The sequence below is a fragment of the uncultured Nevskia sp. genome (assembly GCF_903885465.1).
Lineage (GTDB): Bacteria > Pseudomonadota > Gammaproteobacteria > Nevskiales > Nevskiaceae > Nevskia.
Window position 1 is genome coordinate 1 of sequence record NZ_CAISIQ010000215.1, and the last position, 2,512, is coordinate 2,512.

At 63.7% G+C, this 2,512-nt stretch carries 4 protein-coding genes; 3 read left to right on the plus strand and 1 reads right to left on the minus strand.

The window, feature by feature from the left end; all coding sequences use genetic code 11:
* Together QZY06_RS08095 and QZY06_RS08100 are read left to right on the plus strand one after the other, a co-directional pair.
* Nucleotides 1-245: hypothetical protein (locus tag QZY06_RS08095; protein ID WP_295682640.1), on the plus strand; the 245-nt coding region annotated here is incomplete at its 5' end.
* 43 nt (nt 246-288) lie between these two features.
* Nucleotides 289-1,179, plus strand: coding sequence for a transglutaminase family protein (locus tag QZY06_RS08100; protein WP_295682643.1), 891 nt, complete (start codon nt 289-291; stop codon nt 1,177-1,179).
* A gap of 16 nt (nt 1,180-1,195) precedes the next feature.
* Here QZY06_RS08100 and QZY06_RS08105 read toward each other — a convergent pair whose 3' ends face one another.
* Nucleotides 1,196-2,089: a LysR family transcriptional regulator gene (locus tag QZY06_RS08105; RefSeq protein ID WP_295682646.1), complete on the minus strand. Its 894-nt coding sequence runs from the start codon at nt 2,087-2,089 to the stop codon at nt 1,196-1,198.
* Between the two features lie 135 nt (nt 2,090-2,224).
* Here QZY06_RS08105 and QZY06_RS08110 point away from each other — a divergent pair.
* The coding region (locus tag QZY06_RS08110) for a hypothetical protein (protein WP_295682648.1) at nt 2,225-2,512 on the plus strand (288 nt) is incomplete at its 3' end.

Sequence of the window (2,512 nt, forward strand, 5' to 3'; positions counted from 1 at the left end):
CGGCGGCATGCCGCGGGGCGCATTCCTTTGGTTACTTTCCTTGGGCGTTCAAGGAAAGTGACCCGCGCGACAGCGCGGAATGGTTCGGTGAAGGTCATAAAAATTCAGCGCTACGCCAAGACCAGAAGCCAACCAACAAGGGCGCATTACGCATGACCATGTCCCTTAAAGCAGGCAGCAGGAATAAACCGTGCTCACTGAAAGCGACCAAAGCTACTCATCGCACAGAGCCACGATGGCTTTAATGCAAACTGCCACTCAATACCCGCTTCAGGACCCTTTGCCGTCATGACGATGCTCACGGTCGAACACACCACCGTTTACCGCTACGCCAGGCCCGTCGCCCTGCACGAGCACCGCCTGATGTGCCGGCCGCGCGACAGCCACGACCTGCGTCTGATCGAAACCGGTTTGACCATCACGCCGGCGGCGTCGGTGCGCTGGCTGCACGATGTCTTCGGCAACTCGATCGCCATCGCCAGCTTCGAGGAAGAGGCGACCGATCTGTCGTTCGTGTCGATGTTCCATGCCGAGCATTTTCCGAACGAGCCGCAGAAGCTGGAAGTCGAGGAGTTCGCGCGTTATCTGCCGTTCAGTTATTCGGTGCAGGAGATTGCCGATCTCGGCCGCACCTCGGAACGCCACTATCCGGACCCGCTGCATCGGGTCGATCTCTGGGCCAAGTCGTTTGTGCTGCGCGAGGAAGGCAACCCGGAAACGCTCGATGTGCTGATGGCGATGAATGCCGCGATCAAGGAGCAGTTCACCTATGCGCGGCGCGAGGAAATGGGTGTGCAGACGCCCGAGGAGACGCTCGACAAGGGCAGTGGCAGTTGCCGCGATTTCGCGGTGTTCATGATGGAAGCAGTGCGCAGCCTGGGGCTCGCGGCGCGTTTCGTGTCCGGCTACCTGTATGACGCAAGCCTCGTCGGGTTTGAGGTCGATGATGATGGGGAGGTGATCGGCGGGGGCGCGACGCACGCCTGGATGCAGGTCTATCTGCCTGGCGCCGGCTGGGTCGAGTTCGATCCGACCAATGCGCTGTTCGGTGGTCGCAATCTGATCCGCGTCGCGGTGGCGCGCGATGCTTCGCAGGCGGTGCCCTTGACCGGCAGTTTCACCGGCGCTTCGAACGACTATCTGGGCATGAGCGTCGACGTGAAGGTGTCGGTGGCCTGAGCGCTGTCGGATCGGGTCAGACGGCCGCGACGCTGCCCATCACCGTTTCATCGAGCGCCGCCAGGCGCGTGCCGAAGAACTGCAGGAAGGCGCGAACCCGGGCGCTCTTGCGCAGGTCCGGATGGGTCAGCACCCAGAAATCGAAGCCGGAGTCGTTTTCGGTACCGGGCAGGCGTTCGAGTTCGGGATCATCGAAGCAGGCGAACCAGGGCAGCGCGGCACAGCCAAGGTGCGATGCGACCGCCAGCCGCAGCGGCGCGAAGCTGTCGTAGTGCAGGCGAACTCTGGATTCGGGCACGTTGGCGGCCAGCCACTTGGCCTGCTGCACCCGCACCAGCGGGCCATCGAAGCCGAGCCAGTCGTAGTCGGCGAGCGGCCGGCCACGGCCGACCCGGTCGAGATAGGTCTTCGAGGCGTAGGACGCGAAGACGATGCGACCCGCACGTCGGCCGACCAGATGCTCGGGCGGATGCGCGGTGCCGCGAATCACCACGTCGGCCTCGCGCTTGGACAGATCGGCGATCTGGTTGGTCGAGGCGATGTCCAGGGTTAATCCCGGATAGGTATCGCGGAATTCGGCCAGCCAGCGCGGCAGCAGATGCAGGGCCACGGCTTCGCTGGTGCTGAGCCGGATGTGGCCTTCCAGGCGCACGTCGGTGCCCTTGATCCGGCCTTCGACGGCGAGCGCCTCGCGCTCCATCTTTTCCGCCGCTTCGGCCAGCGCTTCGCCAGCCGGCGTCAGCCGGTAGCCGGCACGCAGGCGCTCGAACAGCCGCACTTCCAGCGCCAGTTCCAGGGTTTCGAGGCGGCGGTAGACGCTCGATGGATTGACCGCAAGCAGCCGCGCCGCGCCATTCAGGCCGCCGGCGCGGGAAATGGCCAGCACGTAGCGCAGATCGTCCCAGTTCATGTCGGCAGCCTGAGCCTTATCTTGCAAAATTGCAAAATTAGAATTCGAAAATGACGGCTTCTATTGCGATCAGGCAAAGAGCAAAGTGCGTTCCATGAAACGCCACCAAGCCGGCGTTGAAACAGGAGCAGATCGATGAACACCAACACCCAGAACATCAGTACCCAGAACCTTCCCCGCAGCAACATCCTCGCTGTCACCGGCCTGCCGCGCCCGTTGCTGGCGGCGATGTTCCGCCGCGCCGGCCTGTTCGGCCGTGATTCCGTGCTGACCGTGGTCGAGCAGGCCGTGGTTCAGAGCCGCTTGCCGGCAGTGCCGAGCCTGGCTGTGCCGAGCGCGCCGTCGATCCTCGGCACTCGCCTGAAACTGCTGGCCGATTATGTCGACGCGCTGGTTGCCGAACGCGACGCCAGTGCCGAGCAG